Annotated in this window: 19 protein-coding genes and 1 pseudogene; 16 read left to right on the forward strand and 4 right to left on the reverse strand. The window is 70.9% G+C overall.

Annotated features, from left to right (window positions below; genetic code table 11):
* Positions 1–2,415, reverse strand: coding sequence for a heavy metal translocating P-type ATPase (locus tag ACFY04_RS33445; RefSeq protein WP_389122647.1), 2,415 nt, complete (start codon positions 2,413–2,415; stop codon positions 1–3).
* Between the two features lie 210 nt (positions 2,416–2,625).
* Here ACFY04_RS33445 and ACFY04_RS33450 point away from each other — a divergent pair, with 210 nt between their 5' ends.
* From ACFY04_RS33450 to ACFY04_RS33465, 4 genes are all read left to right on the forward strand, one after another.
* Positions 2,626–2,931, forward strand: a complete 306-nt coding sequence (locus ACFY04_RS33450) for a hypothetical protein (protein WP_389122650.1) — start codon at positions 2,626–2,628, stop codon at positions 2,929–2,931.
* Positions 2,892–3,347, forward strand: coding sequence for a hypothetical protein (locus tag ACFY04_RS33455; RefSeq protein ID WP_389122652.1), 456 nt, complete (start codon positions 2,892–2,894; stop codon positions 3,345–3,347). Before ACFY04_RS33450 ends, ACFY04_RS33455 begins: the two co-directional genes overlap by 40 nt.
* Positions 3,348–3,795: 448 nt before the next feature.
* Positions 3,796–4,707, forward strand: a complete 912-nt coding sequence (locus tag ACFY04_RS33460) for an ABC transporter ATP-binding protein (protein WP_389122654.1) — start codon at positions 3,796–3,798, stop codon at positions 4,705–4,707.
* Positions 4,704–5,525, forward strand: a complete 822-nt coding sequence (locus ACFY04_RS33465; RefSeq protein ID WP_389122656.1) for an ABC transporter permease subunit — start codon at positions 4,704–4,706, stop codon at positions 5,523–5,525. The genes ACFY04_RS33460 and ACFY04_RS33465 overlap by 4 nt, the downstream gene beginning before the upstream one ends.
* 14 nt (positions 5,526–5,539) lie before the next feature.
* On the opposite strand, the gene ACFY04_RS33470 is transcribed toward ACFY04_RS33465, so the two are convergent.
* The 3 genes from ACFY04_RS33470 to ACFY04_RS33480 form a co-directional block, all read right to left on the reverse strand.
* The gene (locus ACFY04_RS33470) at positions 5,540–6,193 is read right to left on the reverse strand and encodes a CBS domain-containing protein (protein WP_389122657.1); all 654 of its coding nucleotides are present in this window, start codon (positions 6,191–6,193) and stop codon (positions 5,540–5,542) included.
* 9 nt (positions 6,194–6,202) lie between these two features.
* Positions 6,203–6,664, reverse strand: coding sequence for a cyclic nucleotide-binding domain-containing protein (locus ACFY04_RS33475; protein ID WP_389122660.1), 462 nt, complete (start codon positions 6,662–6,664; stop codon positions 6,203–6,205).
* A 103-nt stretch (positions 6,665–6,767) separates the two neighbouring features.
* On the reverse strand, positions 6,768–7,379 hold the full coding sequence (locus ACFY04_RS33480) for an MBL fold metallo-hydrolase RNA specificity domain-containing protein (RefSeq protein ID WP_389122662.1): 612 nt from the start codon (positions 7,377–7,379) through the stop codon (positions 6,768–6,770).
* 175 nt (positions 7,380–7,554) lie between these two features.
* On the opposite strand from ACFY04_RS33480, the gene ACFY04_RS33485 reads away from it, so the two are divergent.
* The 12 genes and pseudogenes from ACFY04_RS33485 (at position 7,555) to ACFY04_RS33540 (ending at position 21,399) form a co-directional block, all read left to right on the forward strand.
* The gene (locus ACFY04_RS33485; protein ID WP_389122747.1) at positions 7,555–7,998 is read left to right on the forward strand and encodes an alcohol dehydrogenase catalytic domain-containing protein; all 444 of its coding nucleotides are present in this window, start codon (positions 7,555–7,557) and stop codon (positions 7,996–7,998) included.
* 21 nt (positions 7,999–8,019) lie between these two features.
* A complete protein-coding gene (locus ACFY04_RS33490; protein WP_389122663.1) occupies positions 8,020–8,700 on the forward strand; it encodes a helix-turn-helix domain-containing protein in 681 nt (226 codons plus the stop codon).
* On the forward strand, positions 8,697–9,455 hold the full coding sequence (locus ACFY04_RS33495) for an HAD family hydrolase (RefSeq protein WP_389122664.1): 759 nt from the start codon (positions 8,697–8,699) through the stop codon (positions 9,453–9,455). Before ACFY04_RS33490 ends, ACFY04_RS33495 begins: the two co-directional genes overlap by 4 nt.
* Positions 9,452–11,855: pseudogene (locus ACFY04_RS33500) on the forward strand (glycoside hydrolase family 65 protein). The gene ACFY04_RS33495 and the pseudogene ACFY04_RS33500 overlap by 4 nt, the downstream one beginning before the upstream one ends.
* Positions 11,856–12,240: 385 nt before the next feature.
* Positions 12,241–14,688 (forward strand): phosphoenolpyruvate synthase, encoded by a 2,448-nt coding sequence (gene ppsA / locus ACFY04_RS33505; RefSeq protein ID WP_389122666.1) that lies wholly within the window; start codon positions 12,241–12,243, stop codon positions 14,686–14,688.
* Between the two features lie 50 nt (positions 14,689–14,738).
* Positions 14,739–15,197 carry an Hsp20/alpha crystallin family protein gene (locus ACFY04_RS33510; protein ID WP_389122667.1) on the forward strand — a complete coding sequence of 153 codons (459 nt, stop codon included), beginning with the start codon at positions 14,739–14,741 and terminating at the stop codon, positions 15,195–15,197.
* Positions 15,194–15,697, forward strand: a complete 504-nt coding sequence (locus ACFY04_RS33515) for a flavodoxin domain-containing protein (protein ID WP_326586559.1) — start codon at positions 15,194–15,196, stop codon at positions 15,695–15,697. Before ACFY04_RS33510 ends, ACFY04_RS33515 begins: the two co-directional genes overlap by 4 nt.
* Positions 15,698–15,800: 103 nt before the next feature.
* The gene (locus ACFY04_RS33520) at positions 15,801–16,394 is read left to right on the forward strand and encodes a hypothetical protein (protein WP_389122669.1); all 594 of its coding nucleotides are present in this window, start codon (positions 15,801–15,803) and stop codon (positions 16,392–16,394) included.
* The gene (locus tag ACFY04_RS33525; RefSeq protein WP_389122671.1) at positions 16,387–19,140 is read left to right on the forward strand and encodes a cation-translocating P-type ATPase; all 2,754 of its coding nucleotides are present in this window, start codon (positions 16,387–16,389) and stop codon (positions 19,138–19,140) included. The genes ACFY04_RS33520 and ACFY04_RS33525 overlap by 8 nt, the downstream gene beginning before the upstream one ends.
* Before the next feature lie 21 nt (positions 19,141–19,161).
* Entirely contained in the window at positions 19,162–19,461 is a 300-nt protein-coding gene (locus tag ACFY04_RS33530) for a DUF1876 domain-containing protein (protein ID WP_389122673.1), read from the forward strand.
* Between the two features lie 178 nt (positions 19,462–19,639).
* Positions 19,640–20,542: a universal stress protein gene (locus ACFY04_RS33535; RefSeq protein WP_389122676.1), complete on the forward strand. Its 903-nt coding sequence runs from the start codon at positions 19,640–19,642 to the stop codon at positions 20,540–20,542.
* On the forward strand, positions 20,542–21,399 hold the full coding sequence (locus ACFY04_RS33540; RefSeq protein ID WP_389122677.1) for a universal stress protein: 858 nt from the start codon (positions 20,542–20,544) through the stop codon (positions 21,397–21,399). The genes ACFY04_RS33535 and ACFY04_RS33540 overlap by 1 nt, the downstream gene beginning before the upstream one ends.

Consider the following 21,399-nt stretch of genomic DNA (forward strand, 5'->3'; position numbering starts at 1 on the left):
TTAGCCCCGCTCGCCGCCTCCGCCCGCCGGATCCGTTCGCTGAGGGCGGGGCAGGTGGAGGCGCTTGAGCGCGAGGGCGTTGACCGCGACGATGATGCTGGACCCGGACATGGACAGGGCGGCGATCTCGGGGCGGAGGATCAGGCCTGTAGAGGGTTCGAAGACCCCGGCGGCGATGGGCAGGGCGATGGCGTTGTAGCCGATGGCCCAGCCGAGGTTCTGGCGCATCTTGCGCAGGGTGCCCCGGCCGATACGCAGGGCGGTGGGGACGTCCAGGGGGTCGGAGCGCATCAGAACGAGGTCGGCGGTCTCGATGGCCACGTCGGTGCCGGCGCCGATTGCGACGCCCAGGTCGGCCTGGGCGAGGGCGGGCGCGTCGTTGACACCGTCACCGACCATGGCGACTGTGCGGCCGCCCTGCTGAAGTTCGCCGATCTTGGCGGCCTTGTCGCCGGGGAGGACGTCGGCGATGACGGTGGTGATGCCCAGGCGCTGCGCGATCCGTTCGGCGGTCGCCCGGTTGTCGCCCGTGAGCATGACGACCTCGATGCCAAGGCTGTGGAGGTCGGCCACCGCTGCCGGGGAAGTCTCCCGCAGGGCGTCGGCGATCCCGATGAGGGCCGCCACCCGGCCGTCGACAGCGGCGATGACGACGGTGCGGCCGGTGGCGACCAGTTCCTCGCGCCGGCCGCTCAGGGGCCCGAGGTCGACGCCTTCACGTTCGATCAGGCGGCGGTTGCCGACCGCGACCCGGTGGCCGTCGACCACGGCCGTCGCGCCGTGGCCCGGTACGTTCTCGAAGTGGCGGGCCTGTGCGGCGGCGATGTCGCGCGTGGCGGCGTACCGTACGACCGCAGCGGCCAGCGGATGCTCGGATTCCTGCTCGACGGCCGCGATCAGCCGCAGCACCTCGTCCTCGTCGCCGCCGCGAACGCTGATCACGTCGGTGACTTCGGGTTCGCCTTTGGTGAGGGTGCCGGTCTTGTCCATGACCACGGTGCGGATGCCTGCGGACGCCTCCAGGGCCATGGCGTTCTTGAACAGCACGCCCCGCTGGGCGCCCAGCCCGGTACCGACCATGATCGCGGTGGGGGTGGCCAGGCCCAGTGCGTCCGGGCAGGTGATGACGACCACGGTGATGGCGAAGAGCATGGCCTCGCTGAAGGGCCGGTCGGTGGCGAGCAGCCACACAGCCAGGGTGAGCGCGCCGCCGACGAGGGCGACGAGCACGAGCCAGAAGGCAGCCCGGTCGGCGAGCCGCTGACCGGGAGCCTTGGAGTTCTGGGCCTCTTGGACGAGCTTGACGATCTGGGCCAGCGCCGTGTCCGCACCGACCTTGGTCGCCCGCACCCGCAGCGTGCCGTTGGCGTTGAGGGTGGCGCCGACCACCGGGGAGCCGGGGCCCTTGTGCACGGGCATGCTCTCCCCGGTCACGGTCGACTCGTCGACCTCGCTCTCACCCTCCTCCACGACCCCGTCCGCGGCGATCTTCGTCCCGGGGCGTACGAGCAGCAGATCCCCGACGACCACCTCGGCGGTGGCGACCTCCACGGGCCCGCCGTCCCGCAGAATCACGGCTTTCGACGGGGCGAGGTCCAGGAGAGTACGAATGGCATCGTTGGCACCGCCGCGGGCACGCATCTCGAACCAGTGGCCCAGCAGGACGAAGGAGGCCAGCACGGTGGCCGCCTCGTAGAAGACGTCCCCGCCCCCGGTGAGGGTGACGATCAGCGAGTACAGCCAGCCGGCACCGACGGCGACCGCCACGAGCACCATCATGTCCAATGTCCGGGCACGCAGAGCCCGGACTGCGCCGACGAAGAAGATCGAGCAGGAGTAGAAGATCACCGGCAGGCTCAGCAACAGTGCCCACACGTCCTGGCGCAAGCCGAACGGAACGGGTGCGTGCCAGCCGAAGACCTCCTCGCCGATCGGCGACCAGACCACGATCGGGACGGAGAACGCCACCGCGACCAGGAAGCGGTGGCGCATGTCGGCGACCATCGCCGCCATAGACATCTCGCCGTGGCCGTCGTGCTCCTTCGCCTCGTCGGGCGAGCGCGCGCCTGCTGTAGTCACGGGCGTCGTCTGCGGGCGCTGCGGCGCAGCCGTGAAGCCGGGCGGGTCCGGTTCCTGCATCGGATCGCAGATGTGGGAGGGCACCGACTGGCCTGCGCAGTGGTAGCCGCATTCGGTCACCCATGCGCGCAGCTCGGCGAGCGAGGTCCGCCGAGGGTCGAAGACGACCGTGGCCGACTGCGCCACCGGGTTGACCTCGACGTCGAGCACGCCGGGCCGACGGCCCAGTACGGCCGCGACGGTGCTCTGCTGGCTCGCGCGCACCATGCCCCGCACATCCAGCACCGCCGTGCTGCGCTCCTTGCCCGTAGTGCGGTGGTCTGCGGGGTGCGCCATACTCTCGTTCGCCTCCCGGATGGGTTCGGCTCCGCCTGTACAGAAGCCTGCGCTCCTGGTGAGAGCGCCGCAACGGCTGCTGCCGCGCCAGGAGCCGGTGGCGCTGCCGTGACCTGCTCTGCACCAGCAGCGGGGAGACGCTGGTCCTGCTCCTGACCGGGCGGCGTGTTGTCATTCGGGTGGGCGGGGTCCTGGGCGCACACTTCTCGCATGCCCGAGGACGAGGCGCTGACCATCCCTCCCGAACCGCTGTTGCAAGTGATCGCCAACCTCGCGCGGTTCCATCGAGAACACGAGCAGTTCTACTCGCAGGCTCCGTTGCGGCAGGCGGACGAGCTTCAGTCGAGGTCCCGGGCACTGAAGTCGCTGGCAGGCCGGTGGAGCGTGACCGACGTCGGTGAGTCGGCAGGGAATCCGTTCGCCGGTGCGGAGGATCTGAATGCCCCGGGCTCGTCGCGGAGTCGGGGATCCTCTTCATGGAAGGGGAGGACGAGCCCGTCGAGCTCCAGCGGCTGAAGCGGGATGTCAGGGAGCTTGCGGAGGACAGCGACCAGACCGGCATCTGGCTCGCGCACGCCATGGAGCAGGCGTGGGAGGCCGTAGGCCTGCTGGCAGCCTATCCGGCGCTTGCCGATCTGCTCGGGGAGCGCCATCGCATCATCGCCAACGACTGGCAGTCGGCGGGGTTGCTGGCGCTAGTGGCCAGGCTGCTGCGCCGCTCCCTTGACCTGTTGGACCGGGTCGCGTTCTCTCCTGCGGCGCTGCGGTCCGACCTCCGGTCCGAGCGGAACGCCCCCGCCTACCTCTACTCGGCGTCCGAGCTGCTCGACCGAGCGGCGGACCTCCTCGCGGAATCGGCAACACTCGTGCGCGACAACGAGCGGCGCTGGCGCGTGTTCGGCACACGGATTCACCGGCTGCGGTCCGGATGAGGCGGGTTCCTCATGGGGATGCCGCCGAGAGGGAAGCCAGGGACGATTGCGGTGTGCTTGCGTACCTGCCGCGTCGGATCGGTTGTAGATCCGTTCATCGCGCTGCCCGCGGATGGCCGGATGATGTGCCCGCTGGTACGCGACCAACCATCCGGTTGGCGACCATCGGATGGAGGCGCGTGGCCGACCCGTTGCGTGGGCTCGCGGAGTACGACCCAGCGCGACCTCCGTCGCGTCCGGCCCCCGGGCGCGGATGTCACCTCCGGTGCGGCGACCATGGACCGCGCGAGGCCAGGGGGCATGGCTTCTCGCGAGAATTACCCCCGGGAGGTATATCTCGAGCGTAGCACTAGTACCCCCGGGGGTACTTTCGGTGGCGCCGTGGGGCCCGTTCTCGGCTCACTGCGCGTCGGTCCGGGCCAGGGCACAGACTGGTGGGGTGGGCGCCATGGACGCGATCGAGCTCATAGGACTGACCAAGCGGTACGGGGCAGTGGTCGGGGTGGAGGAACTCACACTCGGCATCGGTCCGGGCGAGGTGTTCGGCTTCCTCGGGCCGAACGGGGCGGGCAAGACCACCACCCTCAGGTGCCTGACGGGCTTGCTGCGCCCAACCGCCGGGCAGGTCCGGGTGCTGGGGATGGACCCGCTCGCCGATCACCGCCGGGTGGCCCGGGAACTCGGCTATCTCCCGGGTGAGCTGCGGCTGTACCCGGAGCTCACCGGGGCGCAGACCCTCGACCTCATGTGTTCCCTCCAGGGCCGACCCTGCACACGGCGGGCCGAGCTGTGCGAGTGGCTGGGACTGACGCCCGCGGTCCTGCGCCGCACGGTCGGCGGGTACTCGCGCGGCATGAAGCAGAAGCTGGGCCTGGTGCAGGCGCTGCAGCACGATCCCCGGCTGGTGGTACTGGACGAGCCGACCGAGGGGCTGGATCCCCTGGTGCAGGAGACGTTCTTCGAGCTGATGGAGCAGGGAGCGGCCGACGGCCGCACCGTGCTGTTGTCCAGCCATGTCCTCCCGGAGGTGCAGCGGGCCTGCGGACGCGTGGCGATCGTCCGGGACGGGCGCCTGGTGACGGTGGAGAGCGTGGCCGCCCTGCGGGAGGCGCGTGCGCGGCGGATCCGCCTGACCTTCGGCGACGGGAAGGGGGCACGCCCTCTGGGGCGCGCGGAGCAGTGGGCGCCCCGCTGGGAAGGCGACCGGGTGGAGCTGCTCGTACCCCCGAGCGAGGTGGTGGGGGCACTGCGCGAGCTGCTGACCCTGGGGGTGGCCGACGTCTTCGTGGAGGAGGCGGGGCTGGACGAGGCGTTCCTGGACCTGTACCGCAACGGCAAGGCGGAGGGGGCAGCGCCGTGAAGACGCGGTGGCCCCTGCTGTGGCTGGCACTGCATCGGCGCCGGCGGATGCTGATGGCCCTGGTGGTGGGGATGGTCGTCTTCGAGGCGCTGATCGTGGTGGTGGCGAACACGATCGCGCCGGGGCAGCTGTTCTCGGCGGGCGGGAAGGGCCCGCCGTCGGCGTACCGCGCGTTCAGCGGGTCGGGCGGGGACGTGTCGATCGCGAGCTATCCGGGGCTGCTCGGGGCCGGACTGGTGCATCCGTTCTGGATCGCCATGCAGCTGACCGCGATCGGCGCCCTGGCCGCGGCGGCGGTGGCGGCCGACGTGGAATCCGGGACGATCGAGCTGATCATGGTGCGTCCCGTGAGCCGCAATCGACTGCTGGCCGAGCGGACGGCCGCCGTGGTGATTGCCGCTCTCGCCCTCAATGCCGCGGCGACGCTGACCGTGGCGGCAGGCGTCTGGCTGTCGCCGGACATCCACCGGGACGTGCCGCTCAGCGGTGTCTTCGCCGCCGGGTTGATGGGGTGCGGCTTCGCGCTGTGCCTGGCCGGACCGGCCCTGGCCGTGTCCGCATGGGGGAGCCGGCGCGCCCAGGTGATCGGTGCGACGATCGCGATCGGGGCGGTCGGCTTCGCGCTGAACTTCATCGCGCTGGCCTGGTCCAAGGCGGCACCCCTGCGGTTCATCAGTCCCTTCCACTACTACACACCGGGTGACGCACTGGCGCAGGGCCACGTGCTGTGGCCGCAGTTGGGCGTTCTGGTCGGGGTCGGAGTGGTGGGGCTCATCCTGGGCCACGCGTTGCTGATGAGGCGGGACCTGGCCCCGTAGCGCAGGGACAGCAGTCAGGGGGATGCAGGGCCTTCGAGGCGGGAGTGCACACCGACGACGCCTTCGACAGCCCGGGCGAGGCGAGTGGCCACGGGGATGAGGTGGGGGTCGCGGGTCCTTCCCCTCAGGGTGACGACGCCGTGCGTCACCTCAACCGTGATGTCACGTTGCGAGAGCGGGAAGAGTCGCTCGACGACCTCGCGGCGGACTTCGGCGGCCAGGTCGTCGTCGGAGCGAAGGAAGACCTTCAGGAGGTCGGCGCGGCTGACGATGCCGAGGAGGGTGCCATCGGCATCCACGACCGGGAGACGCTTGATGCGGCGGTCGGCCATCAGGCGGGCGGCCTGGGGGAGCGTGGCGTCGGGGCGGATGGTGACGGCCGGGCTCGTCATCAACTGCTCGGCGCGGACCGATCCGGCCTTCGCGGTGTCGCCGAGGCGGCGCATCTGCTCGATGAGGCTCGGTCCGTGTTCGTGGAACTCCTCCTTGGTGAGGAGGTCGGCCTCGGAGACGACGCCGACGACACGGCCTTCGCCTTCGATGACGGGGACCGCGGTGACCTTCCAGCGCTCCATCGCGGTGGCGATCTCCTTGAATTCGGCGGCGGGCGTGACGGTGACGACGGTCTTCGTCATGACGTCGTTGACGGTGTACGGGGTGGAGGTCATGGCTGGTCCTCAGCGGGCGTAGGCGAGGGGCATGTCGCTGTGGTGGGGTGCGAACAGGTCGAGGATCCGGGTGCGGGCCGAGTCGAGCCGACGGGCGATGACTGCGGCAACAGCGGTGGATATGCAACGGCCCACGGGCGGGTTCTCTTCGCAGAGCTTCCGTACGGCCACCGCGTCGAATTCGAGTGCGCGGACGGGGTGGGTGGTGACGGCGCCCAGGTGCCAGGCGTAGGGCGGGACCATCCAGGACCAGCCGAGGAGATCTCCCGAACCGAGGGTGTCGATGACGGCGACCTTGTGCCCGGGGACGTGCATGTCGAGGTCGACGGTGCCGTTCTCGATGATCCAGAAGCGGTCGGCCCGTTGTCGTTCCTTGAAGATGCGGGTTCCGGCGGGGATGTCCACGCGGTGGGCGTGGGCGAGCAGGGCCTCACGCGCTTCGGGTTCCATCGCGCCCAGGAGAGTGTTCATGGTGGTCATGGTGTGCCTCCAGCCCTTCCCCTTCAGGCTCGCGCCGGTCCTCGGGGTGCGGGAGTGCCTCGCGGTGCATACCGCAGGGCCCATACGGCCCTGGTCAGCGGACCAGGACGGCCTCCCCGGGCTTGGGTACGACGGCCGTCCAGCCCAGCTCGCGGTCGATGCGGTCCCGGAGGGTCCCGGCCGCTGCTTCCTCCCCGTGGACCAGGTAGGTGGTGTGCGGGGCGGGGGCGGCGCGCAGCCAGTCGATGATCTGGTCGGCGTCGGCGTGGGGGACGTCCGTGTCGTCGTAGAGCGGCTTGGCGGGGCGGTGCTTGGACCAGCCGTGGCTGTTGGCGTGCTCGGCTGCCTCCATCTGGAGGCGGGCGCTGTCACGGAGCACGATCTCGGCGAGCCGGGCGGTAGGGGCGGTGCTCAGAATCGGACCACGGAAGCCGTGCCGGACCAGGCGCGCCAGATAGCCGCAGTGGTCCAGGTGAGCATGGGTGACGACCACGGCGTGGAGGTCGGAGGCATCGAAGCCGGGCTTCTCCCAGTTGCGACGGCGCAGGTCCGCGAAACCCTGGAAGAGCCCGCAGTCGACCAGGATGCGGGCGTGGTCGCTCTCGACGAGGAACTTGCTGCCGGTGACCGTGCGTACCGCACCGAGCAGACGCAGGAGTGCGGGTCTGGGCGAGGCGGTGGCGGGGCGCTGGGCTGTCTCGGACACGACCGACCCTCCCTTCGGTAACGGGATCCGGTTCTCACCATCGCACCGGGTGCGGGGGCCGGCAGGGGGCCGACAGGCCCCGGCAGGGGACCGATCGGCCCATGCGCGGCCGGTCGAGTCCGGTCCAGCCTGGCGGTGACACCTCAAGCGGTGGGAAATGGAAGAAAGGGACGTCATGGAGGCACTGGTCTTCCACGGCGCCGGACAGACCGCATGGCAGGGCCTACCGGACCCGGGCATCAAGGACGCCGCCGACGCGATCGTTCGTGTCGACGACGTCACCATCTGCGGTATCGACCTGCACGTCGTCAAGGGCGACGTGCCCGAGGGGACCCCGGGCAGGATCCTCGGCCATGAGGCGGTCGGCACCGCCGTCGAGACCGGCGGCGACGTCCCTACGGTGCGGCCCGGGGACCGGGTGCTCGTCTCCTGCATCTCGGCCTGCGGCCGCTGCCGCTTCTGCCGCGAGAGCCACTACGGCCAGTGCTGCGGGAGCAGCGGGCGGGTGCTGGGCCACACGATCGCCGGCGCAGCCCGTGCGGGCGACACCGGTGCCCTCAAGGTCGCGCTCGGTGGGGCCCGGCACGACGCCGTCACCGTCCCGGCCACCCGGCCGTGACACCGAGAGGACGTGAAGACGATGAGTAGAACCCAGCACAGGCCGGGCGCCGCGGAGGCGCCGGCCGGACGCACGGACCTCGGACGGCGGATCGCCATGCGCCGTGAGGAACTCGGCCTCACCCGGGACCAACTGGGTGAGCGCTGCGGGGCTGACGGCGCGTACATCACCTACCTGGAGGAACACGCGGCAGCGCCGGCGACCGGCTCCCTCCTGCGTCTCGCCGACGCGCTGGGGACGACCACGGCGGAACTCTCCGGCGCGACGACGGAATACCCACCCGGCAGAGGAACGGCCGTGCGGGACGCCGAGCTGGTCGAGTTGTCCGACGGCGAGTGCCGGGGGCTGCTTTCCACGCACGGCGTCGGCAGGATCGCCGTCTTCACTCCGGACGGTCCGGCCATCTTCCCGGTCAATTACGTAGTGGCGGGCCGCGACATCGCCTTCAGGACATCGGGTGACGCGGTGCTCGCGCGGGCCGCCGGGACGGAAGCGGCCTTCGAGGTCGACCGCATCGACGACGTCACGCGCCTGGGCTGGAGCGTCATGGCCGTGGGCGAGGCAGAAGGCGTCACCGATGCGGAGGAACTCGGCCGGCTCGATGCCGTCGCGTACTCCCTGCCCTGGGCCGGTGGTCCGCGGACCCACTGGATGAAGCTCACTGCGATCCGGATCACCGGGCGCCGGGTGATCCGGCAGTGAGCCCGCTGCGCGCCGTCGTCCTTGACACCGACGGGGTCCTTCTCGACTCCGCCGTGCTGCACGCCGCAGCGTGGAAGGCGGCTTTCGACGGCTGCCTCGACGCCTGGGCGGCCGTCCCCGGCCACGCAGCTCAGCCGCCCTTCGACGCCGAGCGGGAGTACCGGGAACTGGTGGACGGGAAACCCCGTCTCGACGGCGCTCTCGCCTTCCTGACCGCGCGCGGCATCGAGCTCCCGCCGGGCGACGCCGCGGATCCGCCGGGGTGCGGTACGGCGTGGGCGGTCGCCGCCCGGAAGGAGCGCGCGTTCACGGAAGCGCTCCAGGCCGGAGCCGTCGAGGCGTTCTCGGAAGTCCGGCCCGCACTTGAAGCGCTGCGTGCCCAGGGGATGCGGTGCGCCGCGGTCTCCGCATCCAGACATGCCCGCCCGTTGCTGGAGTCCGCCGCGATCACCCCCCTCGTCGACGTGCTCGTGGACGGCGCGGATGCCGAGCGGCTGACCCTGGCGGGCAAGCCGGACCCCGCCCTGTTCCTGGAAGCGGTACGCCGGCTGCACGTGGACCCGGCCGACGCGGCGATGGCCGAAGACGCTCTGGCGGGGGTGGAGGCAGGCCGACGCGGGCACTTCGGCCTGGTGATCGGCCTCGACCGGTCCGGCGGCACGTCCGCCGCAGCGAACCTGCGGGATCGCGGCGCGGATGTCGTCCTCCATGACCTCACCGCCGTCGTCGACACCGTTGCCGGAGCGCGGCCGTGAACACCGCGTGGACCTGGACTTTCGACCGCTACGACCCGAAGACGGAGCGGGTCGTCGAGGCCCTGTGCACGCTGGGAAACGGCCGGTTCGCCACGCGCGGAGCCGCCCCCGAATCACCCGCCGACGCCGTGCACTATCCCGGCACTTACGCGGCGGGCTGCTACAACTGGCTCCCCTCGCAGGTCGCCGGCAAACAGGTCGGCAACGAGGACATGGTCAACCTCCCCGACTGGACCCGGGTGCGCTACCGCTGCCTGCCGGAGGACGGGCCGGCGGGGGAGTGGCTCACTCCCGACGACGCGAGCCTGCGCCACCACCGCGCCGTTCTGGACCTGCACGCGGGGACCCTCACCCGCCGCATGCTGTTCCAGGACGGCCACGGCCGTCGGCTCGGCGTCACCCACACCCGGCTCGTTCACATGGCGGACCCCTACCTCGCCGCTCAGCAGAGCACCTTCCGCGCGTCCGGATGGCGCGGAACCATCGAGATCCAGTCCGTACTCGACGGTGACGTCACCAATGCCGGCGTAGCACGGTACCGGGCCCTCAACGGGCGCCACCTCACCGGCCACCGCGCCGGCGTCGGCGCGGACGGCATCGCCTGGCTCTCCTGCGAGACCACATCGCTCCGCACCCGGATCGGCATCGCGGTACGCACATCCTCCCGCCCCCTGGCCGCCATGAACCAGAGCTGCACGGAGGCGGCGACCGCGCAGACCTTCCGGTTGCCGATCTCCCGCGGACATCCCGTCGTCGTCCTCAAGGCAGCCGCCCTTTACAGCTCGCTGGATCGACCCGCGGGCGATCCGCTCACGTCTGCGGTCGAACACGTCACGCACGCACCGGACTTCGCGACCGCGCTCGCCGACCACCAGGCCGCCTGGGAAGACCTGTGGAGCCGAGGCGAGGTAAAGGTGCCCGGTGAGGCCGGCCGGATCCTCCGCCTCCACGCCTTCCACGTCCTGCAGACCCTCTCCCCGCACACGGCGGAGCTCGACGTTGGCGTACCCGCCAGAGGCCTGCACGGAGAGGCATACCGGGGTCACGTCTTCTGGGACGAGCTGTTCGTCACCCCCTACCTCACCCTGCACCTCCCCGAGGTGGCACGCGCCGTGCTCATGTACCGCCACCGGCGCCTGCCCGCGGCCCGTGCCGCAGCGCGGCGGGCCGGGCGGCCGGGCGCGATGTTCCCCTGGCAGAGCGCCAGTTCGGGGCACGAGGAAACGCAGACGTTGCACCTCAATCCGCGCTCCGGCCGCTGGCTCCCGGACCACTCCCACCTCCAGCGCCATGTGGGCTCCGCGATCGCCTGGAACGTCTGGCGCTATGCGCAGACCACCGGTGACACCGGCTTCCTGTACGGGCCCCGGCGCCGAACTGCTCATGAGCATCGCCCGCTACTGGGGAGCGGCCGCCGACTACGACACCGACCGGGAGCGCTACCGGATCCGCGGGGTCGTGGGCCCGGACGAATATCACGACGCCTACCCCGGGGCCGCAACTCCGGGGATAGACGACAACGCCTACACGAACGTGACCGCCGCATGGGTGCTGGCCCGCGCACTCGAGCTGGCCGCAGAGCTGCCGAGGACGCGCATGCGTCAACTTGAGCAACAACTGGACGTCGATGCAGAGGTGTTGAACCGCTGGGAGGACGTGTCACGCCGTCTCCACGTCCCCTTGCACGGCGATGTCATCCAGCCAGTTCGAGGGCTACGGCGATCTGGCCGAGCTGGATTGGGACGCCTATCGCGCTCGGTACACGGACATCCGCCGCCTCGACCGGATCCTGGAGTCCGAGGACGACACGGTGAACCGCTACCAGGCGTCGAAGCAGGCGACACCCTCATGCTCGGCTACCTCTTCCGCCCCGACGAGCTGCACGACATCTTCGCCCGGCTCGGCCACCGGCTCGACGACGACCTCTGGCGGGCGACCGTCGCGTACTACTTGCAGCGCACGAGCCACGGTTCGACGCTCAGCAGCCTCGTCCACGGCTGGGTCCTGGCCCGCCACAAGGGACCCGACGCCTGGCGGTACTGCGAGGAAGCACTGCTCGGCGACGTGATGGACATCCAGGGCGGCACCACCGGCGAAGGCATCCACCTCGGAGCCATGGCCGGCACCCTCGACCTCATCGAACGGGGCATCGTGGGGCTCGAGGTCGGCCCGGACGGACTGCGCATCGACCCCGTCCCGCTCCGGGAGGTGCCGCGCTGCTCCTTCACCGTCGACTGCCTGGGTCACCGCGGCATTCATATCCGGTTCGTCCCAGGAAAGCTGGGCATCGAGGTCCCCTCATCCCGAACGGCGCCTCCCCTTCCGCTGTGCCTGCCCGACGGCGTGACTGCGGACCTGCCCGCAGGTCGGCAGAGGTGGTTCCACATGGAAGCCGGCTGACCAGTGAACACCGTTCAGGAGCGCACACACCCTCTCGCGGGCACGGCACCGCCATCGTCGCCTCGTAGACGTCGGCGGTGGTCGTCTCGGACTTGCCCGCCGCCTGCACGGCCTGCGCCTGTCGGGCATGAGCCCTGCGGTCCCCTGCCCGGCCCGCCATGGGCAGGTCGGCCCCTCGCTCCTGTCCCACTCGGCACTGCGGCGCAGCCACCTCCAGGCGTGACCGTGGAAGCCCGATGCCGATCCAGGCTCCGTTTCCGGAAGAGGTGGCCACGATGCAGCGCATCCGTATCCAGCCCCACAAGAAGCAGCCCCACAAGCCCGCGCCGCTGGACCTCCGCACGCCGTCCGGCCGCCCGCTCCCGTACTGAGTCCGGAGGTCGTCATGGCAAGCACACGGCACGTCATTCCGTTCGCGGAACTCGGCCGACAGGACGTCGGGAGTGTCGGGGGCAAGAACGCCTCCCTGGGGGAGATGACCGCCCACCTGGCCGGTGCCGGTGTGCGCGTCCCCCCGGGGTTCGCAACGACGGCCGACGCGTACGGAGAGCTGCTCGACGGACACGGACTGCGCGGGCGGATCGAGGAACAGATCGTGCGCCTGCGCGAAGGCGCCGCGCTCGACGAGGTCGGGGCCGCGATCCGGTCGATGACCCTCGCCGAGCCGCTGCCCCCAGGGCTGCGGGCCGAGATCGTCTCCGCGTACGAGCAGCTGGGGCGCGACGAAGGACGCGCGGACCCGGAGGTCGCCGTGCGCAGCAGTGCCACCGCCGAGGACCTGCCGGAGGCGAGCTTCGCCGGCCAGCAGGAGACGTACCTGAACGTGCGTGGGACCGCCCGGCTGCTGGAGTCGGTGCACCGCTGCTACGCGTCCCTCTACACCGACCGCGCCATCGACTACCGGGAGCGGATGGGCTTCGACCACCTCCAGGTCGCCCTCTCGGTCGGCGTCCAGACCATGGTCCGCTCGGACCTGGCGGGCGCCGGCGTGATCTTCACCCTTGACCCCGAGAGCGGATTCCCCGAGGTCATCGTCATCAGCGCGGCGTTCGGGCTCGGTGAGACAGTCGTCAGCGGGCAGGTCGACCCCGACGAGTACACCGTCTTCAAGCCCAGCCTGAAGGACCCGGAGCTGGATCCGCTGATCGACGTACGCGTCGGAGCGAAGCGGCGGAAGGCGGTCTACGCGGAGCACGGACTGACCCGGACCGTCGACACCACCCCCGAGGAGCGCTCGCAAAGGGTCCTGACCGACACCGAGGTCCGGCTCCTCGCCGACTGGGCACTGACCGTCGAAGGGCACTACGGCTGCCCCATGGACCTGGAATGGGCCAAGGACGGCCTCACCGGAGACCTGTGGATCGTCCAGGCCCGGCCCGAGACCGTACAGTCCCGCCGCGCCGCCTCCACCCTGCGCCGCTGCCGCCTGACGGCCACGCCCGGTACGCCTCTCGTGGACGGCACCGCCGTGGGCGAAGCCATTGGCAGCGGACCGGTCGTCGTTCTGGACACTCCCGTCGACCTCGACCGCTTCCCGTCCGGCGGGGTGCTCGTCACCGGCATCACCGACCCGGACTGGGAACCGATCATGAAGCGTGCCTCCGCCATCGTCACCGACCACGGCGGCCGCACCTCGCACGCAGCGATCGTCAGCCGCGAACTCGGCGTCCCCGCCGTCGTCGGCACCGGCCGGGCGACTCAGGCCCTGCCCGACGGACAGAAGGTGACCGTCTCCTGCGCCGAAGGCGGACGCGGCAAGGTCTACGAAGGGCTGCTCGCGTACGAGGAGACCGAGACCGACCTCGCCGGCATCCCCGCCACCCGGACGCGCGTCATGCTCAACCTCGCCGACCCCTCCGCCGCCTTCCGGTGGTGGCGCCTGCCGGCCGACGGTGTCGGCCTGGCCCGGCTGGAGTTCATCGTGGCGCACCAGGTCAAGGTCCACCCCATGGCCCTGCTGCACCCCGAACGCCTGGACCACGCCGACCGCTGCGCCGTCGATCAACTCACCGAGGGCCACCTCGACCGCACCCGCTACTTCACGGACCGCCTGGCGTACGGCATCGCCCGGATCGCCGCCTCCCGCTGGCCCGCCCCCGTCGTCGTACGGACCAGCGACTTCAAGACCAACGAGTACGCACGCCTCCTCGGCGGCCGTCCGTTCGAGCCGGTCGAGGCCAACCCGATGATCGGCTGGCGGGGTGCGAGCCGCTACTACAGCGACGGATACCGGGAAGGATTCGCTCTCGAATGCCGGGCGCTGCGCCGGGTCCGCGACGAGATGGGCCTGACGAACGTGATCGTCATGATTCCCTTCTGCCGCACCCTCGAAGAGGCCGACCGGGTCCTGGAGGTCATGGGCGAGGAAGGCCTCAGACGAGGGGAGAACGGGCTGAAGGCGTACGTCATGGCGGAGATCCCCGCCAACGTCATCCTGGCCGAGGACTTCGCCGAACGCTTCGACGGCTTCTCCATCGGCAGCAACGACCTCACCCAGCTCACCCTGGGTGTCGACCGCGACTCCGAAGCCCTCGCCCACGTCTTCGACGAGACCGACCCGGCCGTCACCCGCAGCATCGAGACCCTCGTCCCGCGCGCCCAGTCCGTCGGCCGCACGGTCGGCCTGTGCGGCCAGCGTCCCAGCGACGACCCCGCCTTCACCGAGTTCCTGGTCAAGACCGGTATCGACTCCATCTCCGTCGCCCCGGACAGCTTCGCCGCGGTCAAGCAGCACGTGGCCGCCGCCGAACTGGCCCGGTACGGGGAGGGCCGAACGGCCCCATCCGGGACCCGATGGCCCCAAGCGGAGCAGCCGTCCCCCTCGCGACAGTGAAAGAAAGCAGCACGGGAAGGCGCTGACCAGGCGCCGGAACGGAGCACACCATGCCAGGAACGCACCCAGAGCGCAGGCGCAGCCCGTTCCCCGACGTGAGGGACTGGTTCGGCACCGACTTCCCCCGGTTCCCGCTGTGGCGGACGTCGTTCGACACCCACCCGATCGCGATCGAGGTGACCAACAAGGACGGGCAGTACACGCTGCGTGCCGAACTTCCCGGGATGGACCCCGACAAGGACATCCGGATCACGGTTGAGGGGGACACCCTCACCGTCAGTGCCGAGCACACCGAGAGCAAGGAGGAGAAGGATCACTCGGAGTTCCGCTACGGCTCCTTCCAGAGAGTTGTGCGCCTGCCCGGGCCGATCCCCTCCGACGGGGTCGAGGCAGCGTACGAGGACGGCGTACTCACCGTGCGCGTGCCGATGCCGGCCGCGCCCGAGGAGTCCAGGCGCAGCATCCCCGTCAAGCGCACCACAGCAGATGGCAAGGGAGAGTCGTCATGACTTCCAAGCGCGTCCTGGTCGCCTACGGCACCAAGCACGGTGCGACCGCCGGAATCGCGTCCGAGATCGGCAGGACCCTGCGTGAGGACGGCCTCGACGCCGTCGTGGTCCCCGCCGACGACGTGGACGACGTACGCGGCTACGACGCCGTGGTGCTCGGAGGGGCCCTGTACGCCGGGCACTGGAGCGGCAAGGCCAAGCGCTGCGCCGAACGCAACGAGCACCTCCTCAAGCACCGCCCGGTCTACCTGTTCAGCAGCGGCCCCGTCGACAGTTCCGCCGAGCAGCACGACATCGCGCCGGTGCCGGCGGTGGCCCGGGAGATGGAGCGCCTCGGCGCACGCGAGCACGTCACGTTCGGCGGCAGCATCACCTCCAGTACGCCCGGGTTCATCGCCCGGGCCATGGTCCGTGCGGGCAAGGGCGGGGACTTCCGCAATCCCGAGCGGATCCGGACGTGGGCCCACCACATCAGCGCCGAACTCGCCGCTCCCCGCTGAGCGGCCGGCCGGGCAGGATCAGAGCGCGCGGAGGTGCACGATGTCCGAGGCCGCCACGCCCGGAGACGGGCCCACGCGATCGCGTCCGGCGAGGGCCGGTCGGGTGCGTCGGCTGTTCGACGGACGTCCGAACGAGCTGCGTCGGCCGGTCGACCGGACCCGGCGCCGCTGGAGCGTCGTCGTCGTACTGTCCTTCCTGATCGCCTTGCTCTGCGGCGTCGTCGTCACGACGGCCGTCTGGGACTCCGAAAGCCGGACCGCCAGGGAGACGGCCCGCCACCGGCACCGGATCGAGGCGACGACGGTCGGCTCCGCGGAGCGCGCGGTCTCCAGCCGTTCCAGCGGCAACTTGCGGGTGGTTGCACCAGCCGTCTGGGAGTACCCGGCCGCTCACCAGCACTCCGGCACGATCTCCGTCCCGCTCGGCACTCCGGCAGGCCGGCCGGTCACGATCTGGGTCGATGACGCGGGCACGGAAGCGCAAACGCCTTCGTCCGAAGCTCGACGCGCGTTCACGGCCGCAGCTGCGGGAGCCGGAGCTTTCGGACTGCTCGCCCTTGCCTCGGGAGCAGTGATCCGTCTTCGCCTCCACCTCGTCGAGACCCGCACACTGGCCCAGTGGGAGCACGAGTGGGAGGCCGTGGAGCCGCGCTGGTCCGGCAGGCTGCGGCCCGAACAGGGACCTGGCGATGACTGAGGCAGCCACCCGGCCCCCGTCCCCCGCGGTCGGGCTGCCCCCGAGCCCTGACCCGCTGGAACCGTTGCCGCTCCTGAGGCGCGAACTCGGCACCGGGCCGAGTGGACTCTCCGCACGCGAGGCAGCCCGCCGCCTTGCCGTCTACGGCCCCAACGAGGTCCGCCGCAAGGCGAGTACGTCACTGGGACGTGAACTCGTACGGCAGCTGGTCCACCCCTTGGCCCTGCTGCTCTGGGCAGCCGCGGCGCTGGCGTTCGTCGCAGGCATCCCCGTGCTCGGATGGGCCATCATCGCCGTGGTTCTCGTCAATGCGGCGTTCGCGCTCCTCCAGGAACGGCAGGCCGAACAGGCGGTGGAGACTCTCGCGAAGTACCTGCCCGAGCACGCCCTGGTGATCCGCGACGGCCGGCCCTCGGCGGTGGAGGCAAGAGAACTGGTGCCGGGCGACCTGGTCGTTCTCGAAGAGGGCGCCAAGGTTCCCGCCGACGCACGGCTGACCGAGGGAGGCATCGAGGTCGACCTGTCGATGCTGACGGGGGAGTCCACCCCCGCCGAACGCATCGCCGGCCCCGGACTCATCGGAGCACCGCTGCTGCAGGAACCCAACCTCGTGTTCAGCGGCACCGTCTGCACCGGGGGCCAGGCCCAGGCGATCGTGTTCGCCACCGGAGACCACACGGAGCTCGGCCGCATCGCCGCACTGAGTCAGCGCACCCGCCGCGACCCCAGCCCCCTGGAACAGCAGGTCAAGAAGGTCGCCTGGCTCATCGCCGCCGTAGCGGTCGCCATGGGCGGCGTGTTCCTGGCGGCCGGAGTCGCCGTGGGCCTGCCGCTGACGGACACCCTCATGTTCGCGATCGGTCTCCTCGTCGCCAACGTCCCCGAGGGCCTGCTGCCGACCATCACCCTCGCACTCGCCGTCGGCGTACGCGTCCTCGCCCGCCAAGGAGCGGTGATCAAACGTCTGAGCGCCGTCGAAACACTCGGCTCCACCAACGTCATCTGCACCGACAAGACTGGAACCCTCACCCAGAACCGCATGCGACTCCAAGCCGTGTGGACGCCGGAGCACGGAAGGGAGCCCGGCCCCTGGGACGGAGAGCTGATGCGCACCAGCGCGCTGTGCACCACGGTCACCCGCGGCGAAGAAGGCGAACTTCACGGCGACCCGACGGAAACGGCTCTGGTAGAAGGTGCCGCCGCCCACGCCGCCCACGCCGCCCACGCCGCCCACGCCGCCCACGCCGCCCACGCCGCCCACGCCGCCCACGCCGCCCACGCCGCTCCCGTCGACCTCGACGGCCGTGACACCGGGCGCCGCGCCCTCTTCCGCTTCGACCCCAGGCTGCGTCTGATGTCCGTCGTCCAAGCCGATGGCGTGCACGGTCTGCGCGTCATCGTCAAGGGCGCGCCGGAGACGGTGCTGCAAACCCTGGAAGGCAGTTCGCAGTCCGCGGCCGCAGCGGCGGAGGAACTCGCCCACGAAGGCATGCGCGTCCTGGCCGTCGCCGTCCGAACACTGCCGGCCGGTGCCGAGGTACCGACCCGTCGCCAGGACGCGGAAACCGGACTCCGCCTGCTCGGGCTCGTCGGCCTGTACGACCCGCCACGCCCCGAAGTCGCCGCCGCCGTCCGGCGCTGCCACGAGGCAGGACTCCGCGTGCACATCGTCACCGGCGACAACGGCGCCACCGCCGCGGCCGTCGCCCGCGAAGTCGGCATCGGCCTGCCTCGTCTGCAGGTGGTGGCGCAGTCCGAGTCGATCGGCGACCACGAACTCGACGCGCTTCTCGCATCGGCGGACACCGAAGTCGTCTTCGCCCGCTCCTCACCCGAGACAAAGCTGAAGGTGGCCGACGCCCTGCGCGCCCACGGGCAGATCGTCGCCATGACCGGTGACGGGGTCAATGACGCCCCCGCCCTGCACCGGGCCCACATCGGAGTGGCGATGGGACTCTCCGGCACGGACGTGGCCCGTGAGGCATCCACCATGGTGCTGACCGACGACAACTTCGCCACCATCGTCACCGCGATCGAATCCGGCCGCCGCGTCTACGACAACGTCCGCAAGTTCATCGTCTACATCTTCGCCCACCTCACCCCCGAGGTCGTTCCCTTCCTGGTCTTCGCGCTGTCGGCCGGCACGGTCCCGCTCCCGCTGACCGTCCTGCAGATCCTCGCCATCGACCTCGGCACCGAGACCCTCCCCGCCCTCGCCCTCGGCCGCGAACGAGCCGAGCCGGGCACCATGAGCCGCCCGCCCCGCCCGAGTTCGCAAGGAGTCATCTCCCGAGACATGCTCATCCGCAGCTGGGGCTACCTCGGTACCGTCTCCGCCATCCTGGTCATGGGCGCGTTCTTCTACGTACTGTGGCGCGCGGGCTGGCACCCGGGCGACCCCACCGGCACGGGCAGCCCCCTGCACCACGCGTACGTCACCGCGACCACAGCCACGTTCGCCGGCATCGTCACCTGCCAGGTCGGCACCGCCTTCGCCGCCCGCACCGACCATGCGGCCCTGCGCGACATCGGCCTGTTCACCAACCCCCTGCTCCTGGCCGGCATCGCCTTCGAGCTCGCCTTCACCGCGGCCCTCGTGTACGCGCCGCCCCTGCAGGGCCTGTTCGGTACCGCCGCCCTGCCACTGGACGTCGTCGCCCTCATCGCGACCTTCCCCGTCATTGTCTGGGGCACCGACGAACTGCGGCGATGGGTCCGGCGCACTCACCGGCACACGACGCCCTGACACCCTTACCGGAGGCACGCCATGTCGCACACCGCTGAATGGAAGGTCCGTCTCTACCTCTTCGAGGAGGACCACACGACCAAGGCCCGCCTGGAGCTCGACACGGGCACGAACAGGCTCACGGGCCACGGCACCGCCCGCTGCGCACCCGAGGACACCGACGTCCCGGAGATCGGCGACGAACTCGCGGTCGCTCGCGCCATGGAGGATCTCGCCCTCCAGATGAAGCGAGCCGCCTACGGTGACATGCGGCCCGCCAGTGCCCCGTCCCTCCCGGAGTCCCTCAAGCCGTACCCCGGGTGGCTGGACACCGGAGCGTGAACAGCAAGGACTGGGGGCCGGTCCGACCAGTGCGTTCGAAGGCGATCAGGGGATCTTGCACACCTTCCTCGGCAGGGACCTTTGGCCCCCATGAAGGTCCTGAGCGGCCCTCTTCCTGACGGGGTCCGCGGTGTCAGCGTGAGAACAGACCCCCACTGGCCCCGGGCGAGGAGACATCATGAACAACACCGTCAGCGGCTCGGAACTCGGCTCCGTCATCGTCGGCGTCGACGGCTCCGAGCCCGCCCGTCAGGCCGCGCTCTGGGCAGCGGCAGAGGCCGAACGCCGCGGGCGTCCGCTGCACATCGTGTACGGCGCCGACACGGACGGCCGGGCCCTCTACGTATCCGCCGAGACCATCGAGCGCGTCCGCAGCGCCGGCCGCGAACTGCTCGACGAAACTGCCACCGCGGTCAAGGAACAGCACCCTGGTCTGGTCGCCACCACAGAGTTCAGCCGCGGCGACCCCGTCGCCAGCCTGCACCGGGCGGCCGGCCTTCGCGGCACCATCGTGGTCGGCAACCGGGGGCTGGGCGGATTCAACTCGCTCATGCTCGGATCCGTGGGCCTGAAGGTCGCGGCCGGCGCGAAGACGCCCGTTATCATCGTCAGAGGAACCGACGGCGGCGCCGAGAGCGGGACGGTGCTCGCCGGGGTCCGTGACGAGCACGACCTGGACTGCGTCCGTCACGCGGCGCGGGAGGCCGAGCTGCGCAAGGCCGAGCTGCGGCTGCTCCACGTGTGGAACGTGCTCGAGTCCGTCGGCAGCGTGGTGACCATGATGGACGACGTCACGGAGATCGCCGACGAGTACGTCCGGCACCTGACCGCGGTGACCGAGCAGATCCGCCAGGAGTTCCCGGACCTCACCGTGCGGGCGGACGCCGAGAAGAGCGTGTCCGTCGCCGGTGTCCTGGTCGAGGCTTCCCACCACGCCGACCTGCTGGTCATGGGCGGACGGCGGGCGTCCGCGTACCTGGGACCCACCCTCGGGCGGCAGACCCACAGCCTCGTGCACCACTCCCACTGCCCCGTGCTGCTCATCCCGCGCCACACGGACAAGCACAGAGACGAATCGTGATGGCCGCCGCCGAACGCCGCGAGATCGTCGTCGGCATCGACCCGGCCAGGGACTGGCACCTGCCCCTGGCCTGGGCGTCGGACGAGGCCCACCGCCGTGGGCTCGGGCTCCGACTCGTAGTGGCCGTGCCTCCTCCGCACCACACACGGCGCGTCGACGACACCCCTCGCACCACGGCCCTGCGCCAGGCGGGCTCGGAAGCCCTCGCGGCCGGTACCGACTGGGCGAGGGAACGGCACCCGGGGGCCGCCGTGGCCACAGACCTGATTGAAGGACTCCCCGTCCCCGCCATAGGCCGCCTGTCCAAGCAGGCCCGCATGCTCGTACTCGGATCCCGCCACCTGAGCCGGACCGCGGAGCACTTCAGCGCCGGCTCCACGGTGGTCCCGGTCACGGCCCAGGCGCACTGCCCGGTCGTCGTGGTCGGAAACCCCGAGCACATCACCCAGCAGCCGCCCTACCTGGTCGTGGGCATCGACGGCAGCGAGTCCTCGAAGGCGGCGCTCGCGCTGGCCTTCGAGGAAGCCGACCTGCGCGGCGCCGCACTGCGCGCCATCGCAGTATGGCAGCCGCCGGTCTTCCTGCTCCACGACGAGGAGGTCGCACTGCAGGCCCAGCGGCGGATGCTGTCCGAGGCCACGGCCGGCTGGTCGCAGAAATACCCGGATGTGAAGCTCTCCCACGAGATCCCGATCGGGCATTCGGTGGAGGAGCTCGCGGAGGCCGCCGAGCACGCCCTGGCCGTGGTGGTGGGCCGCCGCGGACGCGGAGGCTACTCCGGCATGCGCCTGGGTTCCGTCGTCCACGGACTGCTGCACCGGGCGTTCTGCCCGGTGATCACGGTTCCGGCCGAATAG

It is taken from the genome of Streptomyces sp. NPDC001549, assembly GCF_042894025.1.
Lineage (GTDB): Bacteria > Actinomycetota > Actinomycetes > Streptomycetales > Streptomycetaceae > Streptomyces > Streptomyces kutzneri.